Here is a 26,264-nt window from a genome sequence, read left to right on the forward strand (position 1 = left end):
GCCCTCGGCGCTGCCGAGGGGCTTGCCCAGCAGCAGGCGAACGTACTCCGACCCGATGAATCCGGCTCCGCCGGTGACGAGGATCCTCACGGGTCGGGAAGTGTACGCGAAGTTGGGTGCGGTGCGCGGGGCGCGACCCCCCGGCAGATCCGGCTTTTGTGCCGCTAGGCTGCCCCGGTGCGTGGAATCCTACTTGCCGGCGGCACCGGTTCGCGGCTCTGGCCGATCACCCGTGCGGTCTCGAAGCAGCTGATGCCGGTCTTCGACAAGCCGATGGTCTACTACCCGCTCTCCACCCTGGTGATGTCCGGGGTGCGGGAGATCCTGGTGATCACGACTCCGGACGACCAGGACCAGTTCCGTCGGCTGCTCGGCGACGGCAGCCAGTTCGGGTTGCGGCTGGAGTACGTCAGCCAGGAGCGGCCCGAGGGCATCGCGCAGGCCTTCATCCTCGGTGCGGACTTCATCGGCGCCGAGTCGGTGGCGCTGATCCTGGGTGACAACATCTTCCACGGTGGCGGCCTGGGGCGGCAGCTCGCCGCCCACGGTGACCCGGTCGGTGGGCGGGTCTTCGCCTACCAGGTGGCCAACCCGCAGGAATACGGTGTGGTCGACTTCGACGACGCCGGTCGGGTGCTCTCGATCGAGGAGAAGCCGGCCCGGCCGAAGTCCCGCTACGCGGTGCCGGGCCTGTACTTCTACGACAACCGGGTGGTGGACATCGCCCGCAAGCTCACCCCGAGCGCCCGTGGCGAGCTGGAGATCACGGCGGTCAACGAGGTGTACCGGGAGACCGGCGAGCTGTCGGTGACGGTGCTGGACCGGGGCACCGCCTGGCTGGACACCGGCACGTTCACCTCGATGATGCAGGCGGCCGAGTTCGTCCGGGTGGTCGAGGAGCGGCAGGGCCTGAAGATCGGCTGTGTCGAGGAGGTGGCCTGGCGGGCCGGCCTCATCGACGACGACCAGCTGCGCGCGCTGGCCACGCCGTTGACCAAGAGCGGTTACGGCGACTACCTGCTCGGTCTGCTCGCCGAGCCGAACGGCAGCAACGGGGTGACCTGGTGAAGATCCGGGAGTTGAGCATCGAGGGCGCCTGGGAGATCACTCCCCAGCAGCACGGCGACCCACGCGGCATGTTCATGGAGTGGTACCGCTTCGACAAACTCGCCGACGTGGTGGGGCACCCGCTGCGGTTGGCCCAGGCCAACCTGTCGGTCTCCGCCCGCGGCGTGGTGCGCGGCATCCACTTCGCCGACGTCCCGCCGGGGCAGGCCAAGTACGTCACCTGTGTGCGCGGCGCGGTCCTGGACGTGATCGTGGACCTGCGGGTGGGCTCGCCGACCTTCGGTCGTTGGGAGGGCGTCCGGCTGGACGACACCGACCGTCGGGCGGTGTACCTCAGCGAGGGGCTGGGGCACGGTTTCTGCGCGCTGACCGACGACGCGACGTTGAGCTATCTCTGCTCGGCCAGTTACAACCCGACAGGTGAGCACGCGGTGCACCCACTGGACGAGGAGTTGGGCATCGAGTGGCCCGCCGACGTCCCGCTGCTGTCCGCGCGCGACGACGCGGCGCCGACGCTCGCCCAGGCCCGCGAGACCGGCCTGCTGCCGGAGTACGACAACTGCCAACGGTTCGTGGCGAGCATCGGGCCGGACGGAATGTCGCACTCAACCGGTATGTGACCGCCCCCGGGGCACTACCTGTGGTGTGACAGTGACGAACGGGGCCTCCGGGCGGCTAATGTCTCACCATGGAGCGGCGAATCTTCGGCCTCGAGACCGAGTACGGCGTCACCTGCACCTATCGCGGGCAGCGGAGGCTGTCCCCGGACGAGGTCGCGCGGTATCTGTTCCGGCGCGTGGTGTCCTGGGGTCGGTCGAGCAACGTCTTCCTGCGTAATGGAGCCCGGCTCTACCTGGACGTCGGGTCGCATCCGGAGTACGCGACACCGGAGTGCGACTCGGTGACCGATCTTGTCGCCCACGACCGGGCCGGCGAGCGGATCCTGGAGGGTCTGCTCGTCGACGCGGAGAAGCGGCTGCACGACGAGGGCATCGCGGGTGAGATCTATCTGTTCAAGAACAACACCGACTCGGCCGGCAACTCGTACGGCTGCCACGAGAACTACCTGGTCTCCCGGCACGGTGAGTTCGGCCGGCTCGCCGACGTCCTCATTCCGTTCCTGGTCACCCGGCAGTTGATCTGCGGGGCCGGCAAGGTCCTGCAAACCCCGCGCGGCGCGGTCTACTGCCTGTCGCAGCGGGCCGAGCACATCTGGGAGGGCGTCTCCTCGGCGACCACCCGCAGCCGCCCGATCATCAACACCCGCGACGAGCCGCACGCCGACGCCGAACGCTATCGGCGGCTGCACGTCATCGTCGGTGACTCCAACATGAACGAGGTCACCACGCTGCTCAAGGTCGGCACCGCCGACATCGTGCTGCGGATGATCGAGGCCGGGGTGGTGATGCGGGACCTGTCCCTGGAAAACCCCATCCGGGCGATCCGGGAGGTGTCGCACGACATCACCGGTCGGCGCAAGGTGCGGTTGGCCTCCGGCAAGGAGGTCAGCGCCCTGGACATCCAGCAGGAATACCTGGCCAAGGCCACCGAGTTCGTCGAGCGGCGCGGCGGCGACCAGGCCGCCAAGCGGGTCGTCGAGCTGTGGGGGCGGGTGTTGAACGCGGTGGAGAGCGGTGACCTGGAGCCGGTCTCCCGGGAGATCGACTGGGTCAGCAAGCTGCGGCTGATCGAGCGCTACCAGCGCAAGCACGACCTGCCGCTGTCGCACCCCCGGGTCGCGCAGATGGATCTGGCCTACCACGACGTGCGTCGCGGTCGCGGCCTCTACGGTCTGCTGGAGCGGCGCGGGGAGGTCGACCGGGTGGCCACCGACCCGGAGATCTTCGAGGCCAAGGAGACCCCACCGCAGACCACCCGGGCCCGGCTGCGCGGCGAGTTCATCCGGCATGCCCAGGAGAAGCGGCGCGACTTCACCGTCGACTGGGTGCACCTGAAGCTCAACGACCAGGCGCAGCGCACGGTGCTCTGCAAGGACCCGTTCCGGGCGTACGACGAGCGGGTGGAACGGCTGATCGCCAGCATGTGACGGGTCGGCTGGCCCCGGCGGTGCGCTGCGCCGACGGGGCCGGTCAGCCCGGTGCACCGTGCGGTTAAGCTGGGCGCGCCATGACGACTTCTGGACCTTCCGACCGCCCTGAGGGCGGCACCGAGCGGCAGAACTGGGTCGAACGGCGGCGGGAGAAGATCCGCGCCGAGATCGACCGGAACCGCCGCGGTGACTACACAGTGCCGACGTGGGTGCTGGCCCTGGCGCTGGTGCTCATCGTCGGCGGCTGGCTAGCCCTGATCTTCCTGGCCTAACCCCCACCCCCACCCCTCCCATCGCGCGTTGATCATGAGGTTATTGCCATGACACGCCGGGTCAGCGGGCAATAACGTCATGATCAACCGGGGGCCGGGGGAGGAGGGTTGTGGCGTGGCGGCCTGCTGCGGCGGCGGCCAGGAAGTACGCGTGGTCGGCGTCGAGACCACGGCCCATCGTGGACAGCGGCACGGAGCTGGTGCGCAGCGCGGCGTCGAGACCGGCGGTGGGCACCCGGACGATCCGGTGCCGGGCGGCGAGGGGAGCCAGCGACGCGTCCACCTCGGTCGCGAGGGCCGGGTCCAGGTCGTCGGGCACCACCAGCTCCGCCGGTGCGAGCGCCACCCGGCCGTACGCGGTGAGGCTGTGGTGCGACACGCCCCGGTGCCGGGGGCGGGGGTCGGCGGCGGAGATGCGCAGCGAGCCGACCGGCCGTCCGCCCAGCGTGGCGATCGCGTTGACCGCCTCACCGACGGCGACGCCGGAGAACCCCCACCGGGTGCCGGTGCCCAGGTTGCCGGGCCCCTGGGCCACGATCGCGATGTCGGCGCCGAGCACGTGCCGGGCGGCGAGCAGACCGCCGTGCACGGTGGTGGCCTCCAGGTCGCCGCCGAAGGCCTGCCCGACGGTGATGGTGCCGGCCAGGTCGGCGCGCAGGCCCGCGAGGGTGCGGGAGAACCAGGCGGGCAGGGCCCCGCCGTCGGTGAGCAGGTACGCCACCCGCGCCTGCGGGGCGTCGGCCCGGATGCCGGCCAGGATCGCCGGCAGCGCCGAGTGCAGGTCGGCGGTGACCACCGGCAGGCCGCCCAGGTCGTCCGCGTCGGCCAGCACCGCGCGGTACGGGGACGCCTCCTCGTCGACGCCGAGCAGGATCGGCTGCAAGGGGGTGTAGCGGGCCTTGACCAGGTGCCCGGCGTCGCGGGTGTCGCCGACGTCCGGCGGGTCCGGTGGGAGTCGGTCCGGCAGGGCCACCACGAGGGCGTACCCGCCGGTGCCCAACCCCATCAGCAGCGCACCGGCGTTGAGCAGCACCCGGTCGCCGGGCTCGGGCGTGCCGACCAGCTCCGGGTAGGCCAGCGCCCGCATGCGTGTGCCGTCGGGCAGGTCGACGTCGAGCTCCACCGCCCCGGTCCACTGCCGTCGCAGCGTCGCCACCGTTCCCGTACGCCATCGCACCATGACGGGCACGCTAGCCGCGCGGCCCGGACGGCCCGCGCCCGGGTGAGGGTCAGGTCTGTTCGGGGCCGCCGGCGTCGGGGCTCGGCCCGGCCTGGGTGTGCCGGGCGGTGCCGGTGGCGCCCGGCATCGAACGGGTCGGGTCGAGGAAGACGAACCGGATCTCCGGGTACCTGTCGGTGAGCCGCAGCTCGGCCTCGTCGGCGGTGGCCTCGATCTGCGCGCCGGTGGCCTCGTCGCGGAAGTCGACCTTCGCGGCGACCAGGATGTCCTGCGGGCCGAGCTGCATGGTCAACAGGGTGTCGATGCGTTCCACCTCGGGCAGCCCGGCCAACTCCTGCTCGATCTCGTGGCGCAGCCGCTCCGGGACGGCCCGGCCGACAAGCAGCGACAGGTTGTTGCCGGCGAGGATCCCGGCGACAGTGAGCAGCAGCAGCCCGATCAGGATCGACGCGACGCCGTCCCACACCTCGTCGCCGGTGGCGTGTGACAGGCCGACGCCGGCCCCGGCCAGCAGCAGACCGACCAGGGCCGCGCTGTCCTCCAGGAAGACCGCCTTGATCGTGGTGTCGGCGGTCAGCCGCAGGAAGCGCCGGGGTGTGGTCCGCCAGCGTCGCGACTCGCGGCGCACCTGGCGCACGGCCCGGGCCAGCGAGATCGACTCGATGACGAACGACACCCCGAGCACGATGTACGAGACCAGGTAGTCGCCGCTGTGCTCGTGCACCAGGATCGTGGTGACGCCGTGGGTGACGGCGAAACCGGCACCGGCGACGAAGGTGAACATCGCCGCGAAGAACGCCCAGACGTAGCTCTCCTTGCCGTACCCGAAGGGGTGCCGCTGGTCGGCGGGCCGGGCGCCCCGGCGCAGCGCCTGGAAGAGCAGCACCTCGGTGGTGGTGTCGGCGACCGAGTGCGCCGCCTCGGAGAGCATCGCGGCGGAGCCGGAGATCAGCCCGGCGACCAGCTTGGCGATCGCGATGGCGAGGTTCGCGGCGCCGGCCACGACGACGGTGCCGACGCTCTCGCTCTCCTGCCTGGCCTCCGTCTGCGACATGAGGATCACCCTATGACCGCCGGACGGCGACGCGCCGGGGGAGGCCCGATCCGAACAAGTGTGCGGCACGCCCGCGTGGGTGCACGGTGTGGGCGCGTCGGCTGCTAGCGTCTACCGGGTGTCGCGGACCCGCACCGAACGCCTGGTCAACCTGGTGATCTGCCTGCTCTCCACGCGACGGTTCCTGACCGCCGCGCAGATCGCCGCGACCGTGCCCGGTTATGAGCACGACCCTGACGACGCGCGCGACCACGAGGCGTTCCAACGCAAGTTCGAGCGGGACAAGGCCGAGCTGCGCGAGTTGGGTGTGCCACTGGAGACGGGCACGGCGAGCGCCTTCGACGCCGAGCCCGGCTACCGGATCGCCCACCGTGAGTACGCGCTGCCCGACATCCTGCTCGAGCCGGACGAGGCCGCCGCCGTGGGCATCGCGGCCCGGCTGTGGCAGCACGCCGGGCTGGCCGCCGCCGCGTCGTCCGGGCTGGCCAAGCTGCGCGCCGCCGGGGTCGACGTGGACCCGCAGGCCACCCTGGGCCTGGAGCCGATGGTCACCGTCGATCCGGCGTTCGCGCCGCTGACGGCCGCGGCCCGGGACCGCCGCGAGGTCGGCTTCGACTACCGGGTGCCCGACCGTGACGCGCCGAGCCGTCGGCGGCTGCAACCGTGGGGCGTGGTCTGTTGGCGCGGCCGGTGGTATGTGGTCGGCCACGACCTGGACCGGGCGGCGACCCGCTGCTTCCGGCTGTCCCGGGTGGTCGGCGCGGTCCGGGTGGCCGGTGCGGCGGGCGCGTACGAGCCGCCGGCCAACGTCGACCTGATCAGCCACGTCGCCCGCTGGTCGGGTCCGGTGGAGCGCACCGGCCGGGCCACAGTGCTTGCCGCACCGGGCCGGGCCGCCGGGCTGCGCCGCTGGGCCGTGGAGGTGACCACCGGTCCGGACGGCGACCGCCTGGTCCTGCCGTACGCGGACCCGGACGGGTTGGCCGGTCACCTCGTCGGCTACGGACCGGACGTGCGGGTGCTCGACCCACCGGAGGTCCGCGAGGCGGTCATCCAACGACTCAAGGAGATCGCCGTCCGCCACGACGAGCTGGCCGTCGCCGGGGGTGCCCGGTGACCCGCCCGGCCGCGCGGGGCGGCTCCCGCACGTCCGCCGACCGGCTGGCCCGACTGCTCAACCTGGTGCCCTACCTGCTGGCCCGACCCGGCATCGAGATCGCCGAGGCGGCTGGTGACCTGGGTGTCACCGACCGCCAACTCCGGGAGGACCTGGAGTTGCTGTGGGTCTGCGGGCTGCCCGGCTACGGCCCCGGCGACCTGATCGACATGGCGTTCGACGGTGATCGGGTGACCATCACCTACGACGCCGGCATCGACCGGCCCCTGCGGCTCACCCCGGACGAGGCCCTCGCGCTGGTGGTGGCACTGCGGATGCTCGCCGAGACGCCCGGGGTGGCCAACCGCGAGGCCGTCGAACGGGCCCTGGCCAAGATCGAGGCCGCGGGCGACCTGGTGGGCGCCCCGGTGGCGGTGCGGTTGCCCGGGGACACCCCGCGGGTCGAGGCGCTGCGTGCCGCCGTGGAGCGCGGCCGGGCGCTGCGGATCACCTACTACACGGCCGCCCGGGACGAGACCACCGAGCGCGTCATCGACCCGCTGCGGATGCTGATGGTCGGCGGTCGGGCGTACGTGGAGGCGTGGTGTCGGCGCGCGGAGGCCGTCCGCCTGTTCCGGGCCGACCGGATCGACGCGTTCACCGAGCTGGCCGAGCCGGCCACGGTGCCGCCGCAGGCCGTCCCGCACGACCTCACCGAGGGCGTGTTCCGCCCCTCGGCCGACCTGCCGCTGATCACGCTGCGCATCGGTCGGGGCGAGCGGTGGATCACCGAATATTATCCGTGCGAGCGGGTGGAGGCCGGCGACGGCGACCAGTGGCTCGTCTCCCTGCGCGTGACCGACCTGGGGTGGGCCCGCCGGTTCGTGCTGGGCCTCGGCCCGGACGCGGTGGTGGTCGCCCCTGTCGAGCTGGCCGAGCAGGTGCGGGCGGCGGCGGCCAGCGCACTCGACGCGTACGCCGTGCCCGCCCCCACGGCCGCGCCCCGGCTGCCCGCCCTCGACGCGACGAGCACGCCGTCGGGTGACCCGGCGGTGGCCGGCCGCACCCAGTAGGCTGACCGCCGTGCTGATCTGGATCGTGCTCGCGGTGGTGCTGCTCCCGCTCGTGGCGCTCGCGTTGGCAGTGCGCCCGGTGCTGACCCGGCTGCCTCGGCTGCGCCGCGCCGCGGTGGCGTTGCAGCGGCGGGCCGCCGAGGCCGAGGCGCTGCGGGAGACCGCCGAGGTGTTGCAGCGACGTGCCGAGGATGTCCAGCGTCAGCTCGACACCACGTCCCAGCGGCTCGCGGTGATCAAGGCCAAGCGCGGCTGATCCGGCCCGACCGAGCCGGATCCCGGCGACAGTTGACGATCATCGCGCGTTGGTCAAGACTTCACCCTTCGGGTCGAACCACCCCCACCCGGCGGGTGGCGGGCAGCCGATCCGCACGTACGATGGGCTGCGTACCACCCCTCGGACACAGAGCGACTGGAGCTTCTCATGGGTGCCCTCAAGCCGTGGCACATCGCTGTTCTCGTGGTTGTGCTGATCCTGCTGTTCGGTGCGAAGCGGCTTCCCGACGCGGCCCGTTCGCTGGGTCGGTCGCTGCGGATCATCAAGGCCGAGACCAAGAGCCTGCAGGAAGACGACCGCGACCTCGCCGAGAAGGCCGACGCGCAGGCCGGCTACCAGCCGCTGCCCCCGCAGGCCGGCCAGCAGACGCCGTACGCCGGGCAGCCGCAGCAGGCGCCGTACCAGCAGGCGCCGCAGCAGCAGCCGGTCGTCGACCCGGTGCACCGCGTCCGCGACAACTGACCGAAGGGCCCCACCACAGTGGCCTTCGCACTGCGTAAACGCGGCCCCAAGGCGTTCGAGCGGGCCGCCGACGGGTCGATGACGCTCATCGAGCATGTCCGCGAGTTGCGCAACCGGCTGTTCCGCGCGTCCGTGGCGATCCTGATCGGCTTCGGCTTCGGTTTCTGGTTGGCCAAGCCGGTGCTGCACCTGCTCCAACAGCCCTACTGTGACCTGCCGCAGGCCCGATATGTCGACGGCAAGTGCGAGTTCGTGCAGCTCGGCCCGGCCGACCTGTTCCTGCTCAACCTGAAGGTCGCGCTCTGGGTCGGGTTGATCGTGGCCGCGCCGATCTGGCTATACCAGCTCTGGGCGTTCATCGCGCCCGGCCTGCACCGGCACGAGCGGCGCTACGCGTACTTCTTCACCGCTCTGGCGGCGCCGCTGTTCGCGGCCGGCGCGGTGCTGGCGTACTTCGTCACGGCCAAGGGCCTGGAGTTCCTGCTCAGCATCTCCGACAGCGAGATCAGTACGACCCTGGAGATCACCAAGTACATCTCCTTCGTCACCAACCTGATCCTGCTGTTCGGTGTGGCCTTCGAGTTCCCGCTTGTCGTGCTGATGCTCAACTTCGTGGGCATCACGAGCGCGAAGCGGTTGCTCAGCTGGTGGCGCGTGGCGATCTTCGTGTTCTTCGCGTTCTCCGCAGTCGTCACCCCCACGCCGGATCCGTTCGGCATGACGGCCCTGGCGATCTGCCTCTCCGCGCTCTACTTCGGAGCGGTGGGCATCGCCTTCCTCAACGACAAGCGGCGGGGGCGGGGCAAGGAGATCTACGCCGGCATCGACGACGACGAGGTGTCGCCGTTGGAGTTCGACGCGGACCCGGTCGTGGCCGGGCAGCGGGTCGACTCGGCCGCGCCGATCGGCGTACCCGAGCCGGTCGCCCCACCGGCGCCGATCGAGCGCCGCTACGACGACATGACCTGACGGCCCCGCGCCACCCGGTCAACCGACGCCGTCCCCGTTTCCCCGGGGGCGGCGTCGTCGCGTCACGGCGGTGGGGGCACCTGCCCCCGGTGAACGTCGGGCGCCCGACCGGTACGGTGCTGCCCGTGACCGCAGACGATCACCTGCCCGGCCCGCCCGCCGGTGACCCTGCCGACCGCCTGCCGGTCGCTGGTGGCCCGGTGGCCGTGCTCGCCAACCCGACCGCCGGTCGGGGACGCCACCGCGCCCTGCTGCCCCGGCTGCTGGAGGGGCTGGCCGGCGCCGGCCGACCGGTCCGGCTGCTGGCGGCGTCCAGTCCGGGTGAGGCGGAGGCGGCCTGCCGGGCCGCGGTCGCCGAGGGCGCCGGCGCGCTGGTCGCGATCGGCGGGGACGGCACCGTGCACCGGGCGATGCAGGCGGTCGCCGGCACCGCCGTGCCGTTCGGTCCGGTGCCGGCGGGGACCGGCAACGACTTCGCCCTGGACACCGGCTTCCCCGCCGACCCGGTGGCGGCGGTGGACGTGATCGCGTCAGCGCTGCGGGCCGACCGGACCCACGTCGTCGATCTGGCCCGGATGACCGGGGTCGACGGTGTCGAGCGCTGGTTCGGGGCGGTCCTCGCGGCGGGGTTCGACGCGATCGTCAACGAGCGGGCCAACCGGATGCGCTGGCCGCGTGGCCCCCGGCGGTACGACCTGGCGATCCTGGTCGAGCTGGCCCGGCTGCGGCCCCGCCGCTACACGCTGCGCCTCGACGGGGTTCCGCACGACCTCGACGCGGTGTTGGTGGCGGTGGGCAACTGCCCGACGTACGGCGGGGGGATGCGGATCTGCCCCGCCGCCGACCCGACCGACGGGCTGCTCGACGTGGTGGTCGCGGGTCGTGTCAACCGCCGGACCCTGATCCGGGTGAAGCCGCGCATCTACCGGGGCACCCACGTCGGCCACCCCCTGGTGACCAGCTATCGGGCCCGCACCGTCGAGTTGGCCGCCGACGGCATCGTCACCTACGCCGACGGGGAACGCTCCCTGGAGCTGCCCGTGACGATCAGTGCCGTCCCGGGCGCGTTGCGGCTGCTGCGATGACCGCACCGCCCCGATGCTGGCCGTGATGACCAGCGCGACGGCGGCGCACTCCAGCAGGGTCAGGGCCTGCCGCAGCACCAGCCACCCGGCGAGTGTGGCGATGGCCGGGCCGAGGCTCATCAGCACCGCGAACGTGGCGGTCGGCATCCGTCGCAGCGCGAGCAACTCCAGGGTGTAGGGCAGCCCGGAGGCGAGCACCGCAAGGCCGGTGCCGAGCGCCAGCACCTGCGGGTCGAACAGCACCGCCCCGCCGTCGACGATGCCCAGCGGCAGGGTGACGAGCGCGGCGACGGTCAGTGCCAGGGCCAGCCCGTCCGCGCCCGGGAACCGGCCGCCGACCCGGGCGCTCAGCACGATGTACGCGGCCCACATGGCGCCCGCGCCGAACGCGAACGCCACCCCGGCCGGGTTCAGCCGGTCGAAGCCGCCCTGCCCGAGCAGAGCCACCCCGGCCAACGCCAGTCCGGCCCAGCCCCAGCTGGCCAGTCGTCGGGCGCTGACCACCGACAGCGCCAACGGCCCGAGCACCTCCAGCGTCACAGTGGGGCCGAGCGGGATGCGTTCGATGGCCTGGTAGAACAGCGAGTTCATGCCGGCCAGCGCCAGCCCGAACGCGCCCGCCGCGAGCCAGGCCGACCGGTCGTGGCCGCGCAGTCGGGGCCGGCACACGATGAGCAGCAGCACCGCCGCGATGGTCAGCCGCAGCGTCACCGCGCCGGCCACCCCGGTACGCGGGAACAGCAGCGCGGCCATGGCGGAGCCGAACTGCACCGACAGCGCCCCGCCGAGCACCAGCCCCACGGCGACGACGCCACCCCGCCGGGCCGGTGACGTCTCGGCCGGCGATGGCGTGGGCAGCAGGGTCTCGGTCACGGGCACGACGGTAGGCGCTCGGCTCCGGCCGTCGTGCGGCGGTGTCCACCTGCCGAAATGCGTGCCCTCCCAGTCGGTTCGTGGCGAAGCCCGCGTCTGCTGCTCGTCCGTCTGGCGAGCGTCTGCGGGGATACAGGAGCCTCGATGGGCGGCTACCCTGTGCGGAACGGTATCGATCCACAGTTGGGAGCTGGGATGCGCCTCGACCTGGTCACGGTCTCCGCTTCGCCGCGAGAGCCCGCCCGGTACTGATCGGGCAGCACCGGGGATTCCCGCCGGTGCTCTGGTGCTCCTCGCCGCGGAGCGGTCTTACGACGACCGTTTCCTTCCCTGGCTCGAGGAGCTCTTTTGCGTACCCTTGTCTCCGCGCGTCTTGGCGCGGACTTCACCAGACTGTGGACCGCCGCCGCGGTGTCCAACGTCGGCGACGGCGTGACCATGGCTGCCGGCCCCTTGTTGGTCGCTTCCGTCACCGACAAACCGGCCCTCATCGCCGGCGCCGTCTTCGCGCAGCAACTGCCCTGGCTGCTGTTCGCCCTGATCAGCGGCGCCTATGTCGACCGACTCGACCGGCGCCGCATGGTCATGGTTGTCAACCTGGCGCGCGCCGGAGCCCTGGCGGGGTTGGCGGCTGCCATCGCGACCGAGACCGTCAGCGTGATCATCATCTACCTGGTGCTCTTCATCCTGGGTGTCGGAGAAACCCTCGCGGACACCGCCATGGGTGCCCTACTCCCGGCGGTGGTCGCCCCCGACGAACTGGCGAGCGCCAACGCCCGGCTCTACGCGAGTTTCACCGTCGGCAACCAGTTCGTCGCCAAGCCGCTCGGCGCGTGGTTGTTCGTCATCTCCGCCGCCGTACCCTTCGGCGTCGACGCGCTCACCTTCGCGATCTCCGTGGCGCTGATAGCGGGTATCCGACCTGGGCCGGTCTCCGCGAAACCCCGTCAGCAGACCTCACTGCGTGCCGAGGTCGCCGCAGGTTTGAAGTGGTTGTGGCGACACCGCCTGCTGCGGCTCCTCGCTGTCAGCATGGGCCTGAGCAACATCGCGTTCGGTGCCGCGTTCGCCGTGTTCGTGCTCTACTGCCGGGAGCGTCTGGGTGTGTCTGGCGTCGGCTACGGCTTCCTGCTGACCGCGTTCGCGGTCGGCGGCCTCGTCGGCACGACCGTCGCCGCGAGACTCACGCGAGCGCTCGGCAACGCCACAGTGTTGCGCGCCGGCCTCGTCGTCGAGATCGTCACACACGTGTCCCTTGCGATCACGACGACCCCCTGGCTGGCCGCCATCGCCCTGGTCGTGTTCAGCATCCATGCCATGGTGTGGGGCATCGTCGTCACCTCGGCCCGGCAGCGGGTCGTGCCGCCACCGCTACGCGGCCGCGTCGGCAGCGTGTACGCGTTGCTGGATCTCGGCGGAGCCGCGCTGGGGTCGCTCCTGGGCGGCCTGTTCGCCAGCGTCTGGGAGATCACCACACCGTTCTGGATCGCCGCCGCCGTGATGGTGACGATCACCGTCCTCGCCTGGCGTCCCCTGCGCGAAGCGGGAACCGTCTGACCACTCTGGCCCCGGTTCCGAGCGGCGGTCTCTCGCCGTTCGGGGCCGGGGTGTCCGGGGTGGCGCTCCGAGGTTCCGACCGCTCTGACCGTGCGCCGCGAGACCGCAAAGCCGACAGGGCCCGTAGATGTTCGCCACCCACGGTGCTACCGGCGTACGGTTCCTGGTATGACCAGCGCGATGCGGAAACTATCGATCTCCGTGCCACCCGACGTGGCTGAGCGCCTGGAGCGCGAGGCAAACGCAAGCGCCTACATCACCCAGGCCGTCCGCGACCGGATGCGGCTGGACGCGCTGAACGCGGAGCTGGCCCACCAGGGCATCCCGATCACCGAGCAGGGCGTGGCCGAGGCGCGCGCCCGCCGGGCCGCCGTGGAGGCCGACTGGTCGCCGGAACGCCGTAGCGCCCTTCGCGAGCGGGTCCGCCAACACGCGCTGGACGCCGCCGCCGGAACGCCCGAACAACCGGCCGCGTGAGGCCCGAGGACGACCGACCGGTCCGGCTCGTGCTGGACCGGTCGGCACTGCTGGCGTACCTGGCGGGGTCGGTGCATGTCGGGGAGCCGCTGCACGAGGTCATCCAGGGGCGCAACAGGTTCGGCGTCACCGCCGTGACCGCGGCGGAGACGCTGGCGATCGTCGACGACCCGAAGGAACGCGCGACTCTGCATCGGCTGCTGAGCCTGGACGCCTGCGAGGTGCTCTCGACCGAGGGGCACTCCTGGCACGAGCTCAGCTTCTGGCGCACGGTGACGGGCCGTGCCGACCTGGCCACCACGGCACTGGCCGTCCTCGAACACGACGCCTCGATCCTCACCGGGGAGTCCCGGTACGGCGACGAGCTACCGGTGATTCACCTTCCCGGCTGACGGCACAGCACTGCGGGTTCAGGCCGACAGGGCGAGGTCGAGCACCGCGCCCAGCCCGTTCTCCCGGCCCGGCTCGGCGGCCGGGAGCACCAGCACCGAGCAGCCGGCGGCCACCGCGCCCGCGTCGGCCGGGGTGTCACCGACCATCAGCGTCTGCTCCGGGTCGACGCCGAGCATCCCGCAGGCCCGCCAGAAGATCGCCGGGTCGGGTTTGCAGCGTCCCACCTCGTACGACAGGGCGAACGCGGAGACCAGGTCGGTCAGCCCCCAGGTGTCGAAGTGCGGTCGGAGGTCGAAGCCGATGTTGCTGACCACCGCCACCGGCACCCCGGCGTTCCGCAGCGCGGTCAGCGTGGGCATGGTGTCCGCGTACGGCAGCCAGCCCTCGGCGGTCAGCAGCCGCTCGTAGAGCGCGTCGGCGAAGCCCTCGATGCCAGCGTCGACGGTCTCGGCCAGCCCGACGTACGCGCCCCGGTGGGCGTGTTGGTAGAGATCCCGGTCGGCCCACAGTTCGGCCAGCCGGGGCGGCACCCGTGCCGGCAGTGGCCCGCCGGCGCGTCCGGCGGTCAGCAGCCGGTCGGCCAGCGAGGTGGCTTTGACGCGGTCCAGGGTGACCCCGCACGCCGCGGCGGCCTCCAGCACCCACTGCCGGGGCTCCTCCACCTGGGCCAGGGTGCCGTGGAAGTCGAAGAGCACCGCCTTGACGGGCCGTCGGGACGCCCGGGGGGCGGCGGCCTCGGCGCTGACCGGCGGACGGGTCTGGGGCGGTTCGGCATGGTCCGGCACGCCGTGCACCCTACCGATCGCCCCCGATGGCCCAACCGGACGGCCTTGTGGGGTGCCCCGTGCCGGCACGCACTAATCTTGGTGCCATGTCGAGCCCCGCCGAGCGGTACGCAGCGGCGCGCCGCCGGGCCGCACAGGCCGCAGAGTTTCCGGCGCTGGACGAGTTCGCCCTTGACCTGGGGTTCGACCTCGACGACTTCCAGCGGGAAGCGTGTCAGTCGTTGGAGCGGGGCAGCGGTGTGCTGGTCTGCGCCCCCACCGGCGCCGGCAAGACGGTGGTGGGGGAGTTCGCCGTACACCTGGCTCTGCGGGGGCGGCCCGGCGACCCGGCGGCGGCCGGCGACCCGCCGGCCCGGCGCAAGTGCTTCTACACCACGCCGATCAAGGCGTTGTCCAACCAGAAGTACCACGACCTGGTCGCCCGGTACGGCGTCGACCAGGTCGGCCTGCTGACCGGTGACAACGCGATAAACGGTGACGCGCCGGTGATCGTGATGACCACCGAGGTGCTGCGCAACATGCTCTACGCGGGCTCCAGCACCCTTGCGGGCCTCGCGTACGTGGTGATGGACGAGGTGCACTACCTGGCCGACCGGTTCCGCGGCGGGGTGTGGGAAGAGGTGATCATCCACCTGCCCGCCTCGGTCACCCTGGTCTCGTTGTCGGCGACCGTGTCCAACGCCGAGGAGTTCGCCGACTGGTTGGTCACCGTGCGCGGCGAGACCGCGGTGGTGGTCAGCGAGCACCGGCCGGTGCCGCTGTGGCAGCACATGCTCGTCGGCAAGCGGATGTTCGACCTGTTCCACGACGCCGACGCGGCGCGCAAGCACGACGTGCACCCGGAGTTGCTGCGCTACACCCGGGAGACCGCGCGGCGACTGGAGTTGGGTGAGGGTCGCAGCGCGGGGCCCGGTGCCGGCCGGCGTGGCCCGCGCTGGCGGGGCCCGACGCGCCCGGACATCGTCGACCGTCTCGACCGCGAGGGCCTGCTCCCGGCGATCCTGTTCATCTTCAGCCGCGCCGGGTGCGCCGCCGCCGTGCAGCAGTGTCTCGCCGCCGGGCTGCGGCTCACCTCGGCCGACGAGCGCGCCGAGATCCGCCGGGTCGTCGAGTCGCGGGTCACCGCCATTCCCGGCGAGGACCTGTCGGTGCTGGGTTACTGGGAGTGGCTCGACGGCCTGGAGCGTGGCCTGGCCGCCCACCACGCCGGCATGCTGCCGGTGTTCAAGGAGGTCGTCGAGGAGTTGTTCGTCCGGGGCCTGGTCAAGGCGGTCTTCGCCACCGAGACCCTGGCGTTGGGCATCAACATGCCGGCCCGGTGCGTGGTCCTGGAACGGCTTGTGAAGTACAACGGTGAGGCGCACGTCGACCTGACCCCGGGGGAGTACACCCAGCTCACCGGTCGGGCCGGCCGCCGGGGCATCGACGTGGAGGGGCACGCCGTCGTGGTGTGGTCCCCGGAGACCGACCCGCGGCACGTGGCCGGGCTCGCGTCCACCCGCACCTACCCGCTGCGTTCCAGCTTCCGACCGTCGTACAACATGGCCGTCAACCTGGTCGGCACTGTCGGCGCGGAGCCGGCGCGGGCGCTGCTGGAGTCCTCGTTCGCCCAGTTCCAGGCCGACCGGTCGGTGGTCGGCCTGGCCCGGCAGGTGCAGCGCAACACCGAGACCATCGACGCGTACGGCGCGGAGGCCGCCTGCCACCACGGCGACTTCGACGAGTACTTCGCGCTGCGGGTGGCGATCGCCGACCGGGAGAAGGCGATCGCCCGGCAGGGGCAGACCCAGCGCAGGGCCGCCGCTGTGGCGTCGCTGGAGCGGCTGCGGGTCGGCGACGTGATCCGGGTGCCGTCGGGCCGGCGGGCCGGGTTGGCCGTCGTGCTGGACCCGGCGACCGGCGGGTTCGGTGAGCCCCGGCCGATGGTGTTGACCCAGGACCGCTGGGCCGGTCGGGTCAGCCTCGGCGACTTCACCACCCCCGCCGAGGTGCTGGCCCGGATCCGGGTGCCCAAGCACTTCAACCACCGTTCGCCGGCCGCCCGCCGGGATCTCGCCGCCGAGGTCAGCGGCACCGGCCTGGACCGGCACGGTGGCCGACGCGGTGGCCGTTCCCGGCAGGCGACAGGCGAGGACCACCGGCTCACCCAGCTCCGCACGGAGCTGCGTAACCACCCCTGCCACGCCTGCCCGGAGCGGGACGACCACGCCCGCTGGGCGGAGCGGCGTCGACGGCTGGAGCGCGACACCGAGGAGCTGCGCGAGCGGGTCTCCGGGCGTACCGGGTCGCTCGCGCGGACCTTCGACCGGATCGTGGCGTTGTTGACCGACCGCGGTTACCTGGGCCGCGACGGCGCGGTCACCGACGCCGGCCGGATGCTCGGCCGGATCTGGACCGAGGCGGACCTGCTGGTCGCCGAGTGCCTGCGCCGGGGGGTGTGGAACGGGCTGTCGCCGTCGGAGTTGGCCGCCGCGGTGTCCGTGGTGGTCTTCGAGGCACGCCGCGACGTCGACGAGCGGGCGTCGTTGCCGCGTGGGCCGGTGGCCGACGCGGTGGAGGAGACGCTGAAGCTGTGGGGGGAGATCGAGGCCGACGAGGCGGCACGAGGGCTGACCGCGACCCGGGAGCCGGATCTGGGTTTCGCCTGGCCGGTCTACCGGTGGGCGCGGGGCGAGGCGCTGGCCAAGGTGCTCGGCAGCGGTCACGAGATCGACGGTGAGATGCCTGCCGGCGACTTCGTCCGGTGGGCGCGTCAGGTGGTCGACCTGCTGGGTCAGCTCGCCGACTCCGGTGGTGCCTCGCCGGAGCTGCGGTCCACCGCCCGCCAGGCGATAGCGGCCGTCAACCGGGGCGTGCTGGCCTACCACACCTCCACCTGATCATCACGCTCAGTCACGATCGTTGCGGAATCGCGCTTCGGACAGTCACCGCGACAGCACCCCCCGAATAGCTTGGGGGGCACTGTTGCGCCTGATCACGCCACCCCTGATCATTGCCGAGCGCAGTTGTTGACGCGCCGGTAACGATCGGGGAGAAGACCGCTGTGTCGGACATCAATCACTTTGAGTACGGGTGGATCACGCCCGCGTTGAGTTACGCGTTGTCCGTGCTCGGCTCGGTCCTCGGCCTGGTGTGCGCCGGGCGTATCCGCACCGCGCGCACCGGCGGCCAGCGGGCCTGGTGGGGTCTGCTGGCGGCCTGGGCGCTGGGCGGCACCGCCATCTGGGCGATGCACTTCATGGCCATGCTGGGCTTCGCCGTGCAGGGCACCCGGATCCGCTACGACGTGCCGCTGACCGCGGCGAGCACGGCCATCGCCGTGGTGGCGGTCGGCATCGGCCTGGCCATCGTGGGCACCGGCCGGCTGAATCCGGTACGCCTCGTCGCCGGTGGCATCTTCACCGGTGCCGGCGTGGCCTCCATGCACTACACCGGTATGGCGGCGATGCGCCTCAACGGCAGCCTCGGCTACGACACCACCCGGGTCGTGCTCTCGGTGGTCATCGCTGTCGTGGCGTCCACCGTCGCGCTGTGGCTCGCGATGACCGTCCGCCGAGGGTTGGCGATCTTCGCCTCCGCGCTGGTCATGGGCGTCGCCGTGAACGGGATGCACTTCACCGGCATGAGCGCGCTGTCGGTGCACCGGCACGAACGCGTGGGCGGGGTGACCGGCGCCCAGGTGAGCACACTGCTGGTGCCGATCATGGTGGCGGTGATCTTCGGCGTGGTCGGTCTGCTCTACGCCCTGCTCGCCGCCCCGACCGACGACGACCGGGCCGCCGCCGCGTACCTCGACGGGCGACGGGCCCCGGAGCCGGCGTCCGCGACGCCCGCCGTCGCCCCGGACCCGGTCGGGTTGCGTGCCCGCTCCACCCTCGGTCAGCCGGGCACCCCGTTCCCGTCCCGTCGGGACACCCCGCCGCGCTGAGCGGCGACCGGGCCGGTGCGGGGTCAGGTCGGCGGGCGGTCGGGTCGACTGTGGTCGATACGGAGGGTGGCCAGCAGCCCGGGATGGTCGGTCGCCCCACGCATCGGCACGGACCTGTGACAACAGAGCCAGATGTCGGTCGTCGCCACGACGTGTTGCCGCGCGCCGTCGTCGATCCGCTGGTGTCCCGGCGGCGTGCAGGACCGCACGTCCGGGTCGCCGCCGTCGCGGAGGTTGAGGTCGCCGCCGAGCAGGACCGGCGCGTGCCCGGTCCGCCGGCGGGTGGTCGGCAGGATCGTGTCGAGCAGGTGGCGGCACTGGGCGAGCGCGACTCCGGCACCGGTGTTCGCGAGGTGCGTGGTGCAGGCGAGCAGGACCCCGTCGACGTCGACGCAGAGCCAGGCGCGTTCCTCGGGGTCCGCGAGGTCCTGCGTCGGGTGGATCCCGCGGTACACGGCGGGCGGGGTGCCGGTTGTCCGCACCCGCGTCAGCAGTCCCAGCCCGTACGGTTGGCCGTTGCGGCACCGGGTGTCGCCCCCGCTGGGGCGGTCACCGGCGGCCTGGAACGCGGACACGACCCGCCGGCCGGTGTGGACAGTGGCGAACACCCGCTCCAGGGTGGCGACGTCGTCCCGGCAGATCTCGTTCAGGGTGACCAGGTCGGGCGCCTCGGCGCCGATCACCTCGGCGGCCCGGTGCACCGCTCGGCCGGTGAAACAGCCGGCGCGACCGCTGTTGCAGAGGTTCATCTGCAACACCCGCAGGATGGTGGGCCCGCTGCTGCCGGTCGAGTTGGTCACCGGCGGCCCGGCGGGTAGGGCGGCGGCGGCGAGCAGGCAGCCGACGGCCACGGCTCGACGCAGCAAGCGGTAGGAGCAATCGGCCACGCGGGCTCCCGGTGCGGACGGCGACGGTCTTCGCCGAGGTGCCGGTGATCGTACCGGCGGCGGGACCGTGTGCGGGCCACCGAGGGGGCACCCGCGGTGCGCGTACCCCCTCGGGTCGCTCAGCGGGCGCGGACCGCGACGACCGTGTACGGCGTGGTCGGCGTCGGGGGCGTGGTGAAGCGGCCGTTGGGCAGGTAGAGCCGGCCAAACGCCTCGGCGACGGTGGTGGGCACGTCGAAACCCGGGTCGGTGATGGTGCCGGTGACGGTGCCCCTGGTGCCGGCGTGGTTCAGCGTGGCCACCGCGATCTGGTTGAGGCTGTTCTGTACGACGTAGAGGGTGCGACCGCGCAGCAGCAGCCCGTCGCCGTTGGTGAAGGTGTAGCCGGGCACGTCCACGACGGTGGTCGCGCCGGTCGCCGGCTCGACCCGGTACAGCGTCCCGGTGTTGGACTGCACGACGACGAGCGCACTGCCGTCCGGTGTGGTGGTGATGCCGTTGAGGTTCACGCCGGTGCCGACCTGCGCGTACGCCCCGGTCAGCGCGATGGTGTCGAACCCGTCGGCGGGCGGCAACGCCGCACCGCGACCGAGCGGCAACCGGTAGAGGACCGGCCGGTTCGAGTCGGTGAAGTACGCGGCGTCGTGGGTCAGGACGACGTCGTTGACGAACGTGGGGGTGGTGGCGAACTGGTAGCTCGCCAGCACCCTGCCGGTGCGGGTGTCGAGCACGCGGGCGTCGCCGGCGGTGCCCCCGGCGACGAAGAGTCGGCCGCGTGGGTCGATCTTGAGGCCGAGCGACGGGGTGCCGGTGGCCGCGCCGATCGTCGTACCGTGGCCGGTGACCAGGTCGAGGCGCTGGATCTCGCCGGTGGCGCGGGAGCCGACGTAGGCGTACCGGCCGGCGGTGGCGATGCCCTCGGGTGGGAACCCGTCGGGCAGGGCGAGGACGGTGGGCAGCCGTCCGGCGGGGTGCGCCTGGGCGGGCGCGACGGCGACGGAGGTCAGCAGGGCGGCGGTCAGGACACCGCCGAGCGCGGCCCGGAGGGGTCGGTTCACTGTGCTCCTTCCGGACGGACCGCGGCACGAGCCGACGGATCCGCCACGATCACTGGGGCCAGGACCCTGCCCACTGTACGACCGCTGCCGACCGCACGCCCGGCGTCGCCGGCGCGGTCCTCGGGGGACCGCGCCGGCGAGCCATGTGTCGTCAGGCGTTGCGGACCAGCCGCCAGCGGTTGTCCGCGCTGCCGTTGTCGGAATCCTGCACCGCCTGGGCGCCCAGGGCGGTCGAGGCGTTCAGGATGCCGAGCAGCTTGTTGCTGTTGACGTTGCGGATCTTGTAGGTGCCGTCGCCGTTGTCGACGAGGATCCACCGGTGGTCGGCGGTGCCGTTGTCCGCCCACTGCAGGACCCGGGCGTTGTCGGCGGTGGACATGTTCTCCACACCGAGCACCTTGTTGCTGTGGGCGTTGCGGAACCGGACCGCGTTGCCGTCGGTCACGACCACCCAGTTGTGGTCGGCGGTGCCGCTGTCGCTCCACTGCACGGCCAGACCGCCGTCGGCGGTGGACATGTTCTGCACGCCGAGGACCAGGCCGGTGCCGACGTTGACCAGGCGGTAGCTGCCGGTGGGGCCGCCGCCGCTGCCGGTGGTGTTCCAGTAGACCGTGTAGTTGTAGCCGTGGGCGTCGTAGAAGGGGGCGAGGTTGACGGTGGACCCGTTGGCGGTGGCGGTGAACGCGAGCGAGCTGGTGCTGGTCCGGGTGATCGAGGAGACGGTGAGGGTGGGCAGGGTGCTCAGCGCCGTGTTGCCGTAGTTGCCGGCCAGCACCGTGGGGCCGTAGGTGACCGCGCCGACGTTGGCGTTGTCGTTGGCGGCCTTGACGGCGATCTGCATCGGCAGCCGCACGGTGATGGTGTCGCCGGCGGCCCAGGTGCGCGTGACGGTGGCGTAGCTGCCCGGCGTGGTGGTGACGTTCTCCATCGTGCCGTTGACGGAGATCGTCGCACCGCTGGTCCAGGACGGGATCCGCACCCGGATGCTCCACGAGCCGCTCATCGTGCCGCCCAGGGTCAGCGTGGTGGTGTCACTGACCGGGAAGCTGGTGGTCTGGGTGACAGTGATGCCGCGCTGCGTCCAGTCCAGCACCGACGGCGTGAACAGGTTCACGCTCAGCGTGGTGCCGTTGTAGAAGTAGATGGAGTCCATCAACCTCGTGTTGATCTCCAGGCCGGTGCCCTGGCAGCACCAGAACGAGTTGTAGTCGGTGCTCCAGGTGCCGCCACCCCAGGCCGGGCCCACGCCCCGACGGCCACCCGGCCGCAGCGGGGTGAAGTAGGTGATGTGGCCGCGGCTGTCGGCCGAGTTCTGTCCGCCGATCAGGTGGTTCATCAGCGCGCGCTCGTAGTAGTCGAAGTAGTCCGCCCGGTTCGGGTCGAGCAGCCACAGCTCCCGGGTCAGTTTGAGCATGTTGTACGTGTTGCACTGCTCGCAGGTGTCGTTGGTGAGGTAGCCGGCGATCGCGTTGGGCGGCCGGAAGTGCTCCGCCTGGCTGTTACCGCCGATGACGTAGGTGTGCGCGCCGACGGTGATGTTCCACGCGTTGCTGGCGATGGTCCGGTAACGGGTGTTCCCGGTGGCCTTGAACTCCCGGGCCGCGCCGATCCACTTGGGCACCTGCGTGTTGGCGTGCTTGCCGTTGAGCTGGTCCTGGTTGTTGGCCAGCGGGTCGAAGATGCCGGCGTGGTCGAACCGCTGCGCGGTGGCGAGCCACCGGCTGTCGCCGGTCTGCTGGTAGATGTCGGCGAGGACGTCGTTCATGCCCCCGAACTCGGTGCCCAGCATCGACTGCATCTGGCTGGAGCTCAGTCGGCTCGTCCGGTTGTCGACCCAGCCGGCGAGGGACAGCAGCACGGTGCGGGCCTGCGTGTTGCCGATGTAGCGCCAGACGTCGAGCAGGCCGGCGAGGGTCTTGTGGATGCAGTAGTAGGGCACGTTGCCGTTGGACAGCGTCCGTGCCTCGAGCGCGGTGAAGTCGGACTCCGGGAAGCCGGAGAGGTAACCCGCGCCGAAGCCGGCGGCACCGTTGTTCGCCTGGCACTTGGCCAGCTCGGCGACCATGTAGTTCGCCTTGTCCCGGCAGGTGGTGTCGCCCAGCACCGCGTACGCGTACGCCCAGGCGCTCAGGAAGTGGCCCTGCATGTGGGTCCGGAACGGGAAGCTCGGCGCGTCCCAGCCCCCGTTGGTGGCGGCGCCGTTGGTGGACAGCCGGTGGTTGGCGCGGAAGTTGTAGAGCATCCGGTCGACGTCGACGAACCGCAGGTAGTTGAGCGTCCGCGACTGGTTGTCCATCCAGCGGCCGGAGGTCAGCCGCACCTGGCCGAGATCGAACGCGTACGCCGAGACGCCGATGTCAGCCCGGGCCGGGGGAACCACGGCGGCCGAGGCGCTGCCGGAGCCGAGGGTGGCGCCGGTGGCGGCGACCACCGCGGTGGCTCCGGTGGCCTGAAGGAGGTGGCGACGGCTGAGGGGCAGGGATGACATGGGAACCTCCAGGAACTTCGGTACGGGGACGGGTGCGCTATGGGGGTGTTCTGACACGGTGGCGTGCTGGCGGTTGGCGGTGCTCGAACTGCCACGGTGCGCGTCGGCGCTGGCGGTCGTCGGCGCGGCGTGGTGGAGCACGTGCCGCCGTGGACGCGACGGGCTGCCCGGAGGCCTATCGCGGCACATCGATGTGATCGCTAACATAGTTGGTCGTTAACACGCCCGCAACCCCCGGATGCGCCGCGCTGATCACCTTGGCGCGTCGGTCGGGTGGCGGCAGCCCGTGGCCCCTGGTCGGCGGCGATCGAGAGATGGTCGGTAGTCCGGAATGGACGTCGATGGGGCTTCTGGCCACCAGAAGATAACAGCCCGTAACGGGCAGCCGTTGCCGGCGAGCTGCGGGGGTCCCGTTGACGTCGGCGGCACGGCTCAGTACGTTGCATCGTAAATCGTGGATGTCGTAGTCGCTACATCCCTGCGGCGTTGTCGTTACGACAGGCATTCCGCACCGCTCAAAAGTCCAGGTCAAGCGCCGAGGAATGCATTGACGAAGATCTGTTAGCGCTAACACGGGTGCCGCCAGTGCTCCTTCGCACGCGCACGGTGCGGTCCGTTCGACCGGCAACCCGGGTAGCGGTGATTCGTCGGCTCGACGCGGGCCTCGCGCACAGCGCACTCTCTCTGGGAGTAATCGTGAAGGTGAGAACCCGAACCACCATCCGGACCACCAGCCGACCCAGGCGTGCCATCGCCTGGCTGGCGAGCCTCGCCTGCGTCCTCGCACTTGCCCCCGCCACCGCGTCGAAGGCGGACAATCCGATAGTCCAGCACGTCTACACCGCTGATCCGGCGCCGTTGGTGCACGAGGGTCGGGTGTATCTGTACACCGGCCACGACGAGGACGGTTCGACGTACTTCACCATGCGCGACTGGCGGGTGTTCTCGTCGGCGGACATGGTGAACTGGACCGATCACGGGTCGCCGATGAGTCTGGCGACGTTCGCGTGGGCGGATGCCAACGCGTGGGCCGGTCACGTGGTTGCCCGCAACGGGAAGTTCTACTGGTACGTGCCGGTGCGGCAGCGGTCGAACGGGCAGATGGTCATCGGCGTCGGCGTGGCGGACAGCCCGACCGGGCCGTTCCGTGACGCGCTCGGCCGGCCCCTGGTGGGCAACAACGAGATCGATCCGAACGTGTTCATCGACGACGACGGGCAGGCGTACCTGTACTGGGGCAATCCCGGTCTGTGGTATGTGCGGCTGAACGCGGACATGATCTCCTACTCGGGCAGCGCGACGCGGATTCCGTTGACGACCGCCGGTTTCGGCACGCGGACGGGGAATGCCTCCCGGCCGACCCTGTACGAGGAGGGGCCGTGGGTGTTCAAGCGCAACGGGTTGTACTACAACGTCTTCGCGGCGGAGTGTTGTTCGGAGTTCATCGCGTACTCGACGGCTCCCGGTCCGACCGGGCCGTGGACGTACCGGGGGACGATCATGCCGCGGCAGGGTGCGAGTTTCACCAACCACGCCGGGGTCGTCGACTTCAACGGTGGATCGTATTTCTTCTACCACAACGGGGCGTTGCCCGGCGGTAGCGGTTACACCAGGTCGGTGGCGGTGGAGAAGTTCTCCTACAACTCCAACGGCACGTTCCCGACGATCACGATGAGCACGACCGGGGCGCCGCAGGTGGGCACCCTGAACCCGTACGTGCGCCAGGAGGCCGAGACGATCGCGTGGGGCTCCGGGATCGAGACGGAGGCTGCCAGCGAGGGCGGCATGAACGTCGGGTGGATCGAGAACGGCGACTACGTCAAGGTCAAGGGCGTCGCGTTCGGCGCGGGCGCGACGTCGTTCACCGCCCGGGTCGCCTCGGCCACCAGTGGTGGGCGCGTCGAGGTCCGCCTCGACAGCGCCACCGGTCCGGTCGTCGGCACCTGCACCGTGGGCGGCACCGGCGGCTGGCAGACCTGGACCAGCACCACCTGCGCGGTCAACGGCGCCACCGGCACCCACGACCTGTACCTGCGCTTCGCCGGCGGCGGCGGCAACCTGTTCAACATCAACTGGTGGCAGTTCGCCGGCACCGGCGGCAGCGGCACCGTGCTCACCAACGGTGACGTGGAGAACGGCACGACGGGCTGGAGTGTGCACGGCAGCGGGACGCTCTCCCGGAACACGTCAGTCGCCCACGGCGGAAGCGGGTCGCTGTCGATCACCGGCCGGACCGGGGCGTGGAACGGCCCCGGCCAGGACGTGACCTCGAAGCTCACCAACGGCAAGACCTACACCACGAACGTCTGGGTACGGGCGCAGAGCGGCACGCCGTCGGCCAAGGCGACACTGTCGCTGACCGCGAACGGCACGACGAACTACGTCCAGCTCACCCCGGCCGTGGGGGTGAACGTCAACGGCTGGACCCTGCTCACCGGCACGACGACCGTGTCGTGGAGCGGCACGCTGTCCAACGCGACCTTCTACGTCGAGACGGCGGCGGGCACCGACAGCCTCCTGGTCGACGACGCCTCGTTCCAGTGACGCCTGCTGCCGGAGCCGTCCGCGGACGGCTCCGGCAGCACCGCGTCGAGAGCGCGACGCCCGGAGCGACACGCGTTCCGGCGGCGGATCGTTACGACTTGACGAACGGCATGTTATCGCTCACAGTCGATGGTTGAGGGCGGCCGCACCTGTGGTTCACCGGGCGAGCCTGTTGGCCGCACCTCGGAGCGCGACGTCCGCCCAGGGCATGCCGGACGTCGTGTCGGGGTCTCCCACCACCGGTGCCGTGCTGGCGACTGAGCTTTCGTTGGTCGTGGAATCGCGCTCGTGAGCCGACCCCACGGCGGGCCGGCGTCGACATCGCCGGTGCCGACGACACCGACTTCGCAGGAGCAGATTCGGGCGCTGCACCTCCATCACCGAACCACCACAGACAAGGAATTCGCATGAATCACAAGAGAGTCCTGCGATTGGCGGTGACCGTCGCTGCCACCGGCGCACTCGCCGCCGGAATGACGATGACGCTGACCTCCACGGCCAGTGCCGGCACGACCCTGAAGGCGTCGGCGGCCGAGAAGGGCCGCTACTTCGGCGCGGCCGTCGCGGGGCAGAAGCTCTCCGACAACACGTATGTGACGATCCTGAACCGCGAGTTCAACAGTGTCGTGGCCGAGAACGACATGAAGTGGGACGCGACCGAGCCGCAGCAGGGTCGGTTCAACTACAC

General features: G+C 71.5%; 23 protein-coding genes and 1 pseudogene. 17 read left to right on the forward strand and 7 right to left on the reverse strand.

Features of this window, described 5'->3' with window-relative positions; all coding sequences use genetic code 11:
- Positions 1-177: 177 nt before the first annotated feature.
- From rfbA to AB0A95_RS32970, 4 genes are all read left to right on the forward strand, one after another.
- A complete protein-coding gene (gene rfbA / locus AB0A95_RS32955; RefSeq protein WP_357559664.1) occupies positions 178-1,068 on the forward strand; it encodes a glucose-1-phosphate thymidylyltransferase RfbA in 891 nt (296 codons plus the stop codon).
- Positions 1,065-1,688, forward strand: a complete 624-nt coding sequence (rfbC, locus tag AB0A95_RS32960; protein ID WP_357559665.1) for a dTDP-4-dehydrorhamnose 3,5-epimerase — start codon at positions 1,065-1,067, stop codon at positions 1,686-1,688. The genes rfbA and rfbC overlap by 4 nt, the downstream gene beginning before the upstream one ends.
- A gap of 68 nt (positions 1,689-1,756) precedes the next feature.
- A complete protein-coding gene (gene pafA / locus AB0A95_RS32965) occupies positions 1,757-3,115 on the forward strand; it encodes a Pup--protein ligase (RefSeq protein WP_234581936.1) in 1,359 nt (452 codons plus the stop codon).
- Between the two features lie 80 nt (positions 3,116-3,195).
- Complete coding sequence (locus AB0A95_RS32970; RefSeq protein WP_357559667.1) at positions 3,196-3,390, forward strand: hypothetical protein; 195 nt, start codon at positions 3,196-3,198, stop codon at positions 3,388-3,390.
- 61 nt (positions 3,391-3,451) lie between these two features.
- On the opposite strand, the gene AB0A95_RS32975 is transcribed toward AB0A95_RS32970, so the two are convergent.
- Both AB0A95_RS32975 and AB0A95_RS32980 read right to left on the reverse strand, forming a co-directional pair.
- Complete coding sequence (locus tag AB0A95_RS32975) at positions 3,452-4,570, reverse strand: DUF3866 family protein (RefSeq protein WP_357559669.1); 1,119 nt, start codon at positions 4,568-4,570, stop codon at positions 3,452-3,454.
- A 49-nt stretch (positions 4,571-4,619) separates the two neighbouring features.
- A complete protein-coding gene (locus tag AB0A95_RS32980; RefSeq protein ID WP_357559671.1) occupies positions 4,620-5,624 on the reverse strand; it encodes a cation diffusion facilitator family transporter in 1,005 nt (334 codons plus the stop codon).
- Between the two features lie 118 nt (positions 5,625-5,742).
- Between AB0A95_RS32980 and AB0A95_RS32985 the strand changes: the two genes are divergently transcribed.
- From AB0A95_RS32985 to AB0A95_RS33010, 6 genes are all read left to right on the forward strand, one after another.
- Entirely contained in the window at positions 5,743-6,741 is a 999-nt protein-coding gene (locus AB0A95_RS32985) for a WYL domain-containing protein (RefSeq protein WP_357559673.1), read from the forward strand.
- Positions 6,738-7,793 carry a YafY family protein gene (locus AB0A95_RS32990; RefSeq protein ID WP_357559674.1) on the forward strand — a complete coding sequence of 352 codons (1,056 nt, stop codon included), beginning with the start codon at positions 6,738-6,740 and terminating at the stop codon, positions 7,791-7,793. The genes AB0A95_RS32985 and AB0A95_RS32990 overlap by 4 nt, the downstream gene beginning before the upstream one ends.
- Before the next feature lie 10 nt (positions 7,794-7,803).
- Entirely contained in the window at positions 7,804-8,049 is a 246-nt protein-coding gene (locus tag AB0A95_RS32995; protein ID WP_357559675.1) for a hypothetical protein, read from the forward strand.
- Positions 8,050-8,217: 168 nt separating this feature from the next.
- On the forward strand, positions 8,218-8,532 hold the full coding sequence (gene tatA, locus AB0A95_RS33000) for a Sec-independent protein translocase subunit TatA (RefSeq protein WP_357559676.1): 315 nt from the start codon (positions 8,218-8,220) through the stop codon (positions 8,530-8,532).
- 18 nt (positions 8,533-8,550) lie between these two features.
- Complete coding sequence (gene tatC / locus AB0A95_RS33005; RefSeq protein ID WP_357559677.1) at positions 8,551-9,501, forward strand: twin-arginine translocase subunit TatC; 951 nt, start codon at positions 8,551-8,553, stop codon at positions 9,499-9,501.
- A gap of 143 nt (positions 9,502-9,644) precedes the next feature.
- Entirely contained in the window at positions 9,645-10,586 is a 942-nt protein-coding gene (locus AB0A95_RS33010; protein WP_357559687.1) for a diacylglycerol kinase family protein, read from the forward strand.
- A gap of 24 nt (positions 10,587-10,610) precedes the next feature.
- Here AB0A95_RS33010 and AB0A95_RS33015 read toward each other — a convergent pair.
- Positions 10,611-11,339: pseudogene (locus AB0A95_RS33015) on the reverse strand (EamA family transporter); the annotation flags it as partial.
- A gap of 468 nt (positions 11,340-11,807) precedes the next feature.
- On the opposite strand from AB0A95_RS33015, the gene AB0A95_RS33020 reads away from it, so the two are divergent.
- The 3 genes from AB0A95_RS33020 to AB0A95_RS33030 all read left to right on the forward strand — a co-directional run bounded on the left by AB0A95_RS33020 (position 11,808) and on the right by AB0A95_RS33030 (position 13,885).
- Positions 11,808-13,016 (forward strand): MFS transporter, encoded by a 1,209-nt coding sequence (locus AB0A95_RS33020; protein WP_357559678.1) that lies wholly within the window; start codon positions 11,808-11,810, stop codon positions 13,014-13,016.
- Between the two features lie 168 nt (positions 13,017-13,184).
- Positions 13,185-13,493 (forward strand): hypothetical protein, encoded by a 309-nt coding sequence (locus AB0A95_RS33025; RefSeq protein WP_357559679.1) that lies wholly within the window; start codon positions 13,185-13,187, stop codon positions 13,491-13,493.
- A complete protein-coding gene (locus AB0A95_RS33030; RefSeq protein WP_357559680.1) occupies positions 13,490-13,885 on the forward strand; it encodes a PIN domain-containing protein in 396 nt (131 codons plus the stop codon). The genes AB0A95_RS33025 and AB0A95_RS33030 overlap by 4 nt, the downstream gene beginning before the upstream one ends.
- 18 nt (positions 13,886-13,903) lie before the next feature.
- Here the strand turns inward: AB0A95_RS33030 and AB0A95_RS33035 are convergent, their stop codons facing one another.
- Positions 13,904-14,671 carry an HAD-IA family hydrolase gene (locus AB0A95_RS33035; protein ID WP_357559681.1) on the reverse strand — a complete coding sequence of 256 codons (768 nt, stop codon included), beginning with the start codon at positions 14,669-14,671 and terminating at the stop codon, positions 13,904-13,906.
- An 86-nt stretch (positions 14,672-14,757) separates the two neighbouring features.
- On the opposite strand from AB0A95_RS33035, the gene AB0A95_RS33040 reads away from it, so the two are divergent.
- Together AB0A95_RS33040 and AB0A95_RS33045 are read left to right on the forward strand one after the other, a co-directional pair.
- On the forward strand, positions 14,758-17,550 hold the full coding sequence (locus AB0A95_RS33040) for a DEAD/DEAH box helicase (RefSeq protein ID WP_357559682.1): 2,793 nt from the start codon (positions 14,758-14,760) through the stop codon (positions 17,548-17,550).
- A gap of 164 nt (positions 17,551-17,714) precedes the next feature.
- Entirely contained in the window at positions 17,715-18,599 is an 885-nt protein-coding gene (locus AB0A95_RS33045) for an MHYT domain-containing protein (RefSeq protein ID WP_357559683.1), read from the forward strand.
- Between the two features lie 23 nt (positions 18,600-18,622).
- Here the strand turns inward: AB0A95_RS33045 and AB0A95_RS33050 are convergent, their stop codons facing one another.
- The 3 genes from AB0A95_RS33050 to AB0A95_RS33060 all read right to left on the reverse strand — a co-directional run bounded on the left by AB0A95_RS33050 (position 18,623) and on the right by AB0A95_RS33060 (position 23,032).
- On the reverse strand, positions 18,623-19,486 hold the full coding sequence (locus AB0A95_RS33050) for an endonuclease/exonuclease/phosphatase family protein (protein ID WP_357559684.1): 864 nt from the start codon (positions 19,484-19,486) through the stop codon (positions 18,623-18,625).
- A gap of 119 nt (positions 19,487-19,605) precedes the next feature.
- Positions 19,606-20,544: a superoxide dismutase gene (locus AB0A95_RS33055; protein WP_357559685.1), complete on the reverse strand. Its 939-nt coding sequence runs from the start codon at positions 20,542-20,544 to the stop codon at positions 19,606-19,608.
- A gap of 151 nt (positions 20,545-20,695) precedes the next feature.
- The gene (locus AB0A95_RS33060) at positions 20,696-23,032 is read right to left on the reverse strand and encodes a beta-L-arabinofuranosidase domain-containing protein (RefSeq protein ID WP_357559686.1); all 2,337 of its coding nucleotides are present in this window, start codon (positions 23,030-23,032) and stop codon (positions 20,696-20,698) included.
- A gap of 702 nt (positions 23,033-23,734) precedes the next feature.
- Between AB0A95_RS33060 and AB0A95_RS33065 the strand changes: the two genes are divergently transcribed.
- Together AB0A95_RS33065 and AB0A95_RS33070 are read left to right on the forward strand one after the other, a co-directional pair.
- Entirely contained in the window at positions 23,735-25,576 is a 1,842-nt protein-coding gene (locus tag AB0A95_RS33065; protein ID WP_357559688.1) for a family 43 glycosylhydrolase, read from the forward strand.
- A gap of 473 nt (positions 25,577-26,049) precedes the next feature.
- Positions 26,050-26,264: endo-1,4-beta-xylanase (locus AB0A95_RS33070; RefSeq protein WP_357559689.1), on the forward strand; the 215-nt coding region annotated here is incomplete at its 3' end.

This window comes from Micromonospora sp. NPDC049230 (genome assembly GCF_040647875.1).
GTDB lineage: Bacteria > Actinomycetota > Actinomycetes > Mycobacteriales > Micromonosporaceae > Micromonospora.